Source organism: Vibrio sp. OPT46, assembly GCF_015163535.1.
GTDB lineage: Bacteria > Pseudomonadota > Gammaproteobacteria > Enterobacterales > Vibrionaceae > Vibrio > Vibrio alginolyticus.
The window spans coordinates 1-208 of sequence record NZ_JADDYG010000509.1; the positions used below are offsets into that span (position 1 = coordinate 1).

The window sequence follows — 208 nt, forward strand, 5'->3', positions numbered from 1 at the left end:
AGAAGTAATGAAAATAATAAAGTCACTTCATCACTCAATTAACTGGATGGATAAAAACCCTCATTTAACAATGAAAATACTATCACAAAAACTTAACACAACAGTTGAAAAAATATCTTGGAGTTGGGATGATTATAACTTTCGATTAAATTTAACGAATTCTTTATTATTTACATTACAATCAGAAGCTAATTGGGCATTAAAACAA

At 26.4% G+C, this 208-nt stretch carries 1 pseudogene; it reads left to right on the forward strand.

From position 1 onward, the window contains the following. Positions 1-208: pseudogene (locus tag IQR33_RS33865) on the forward strand (ABC transporter substrate-binding protein); the annotation flags it as partial.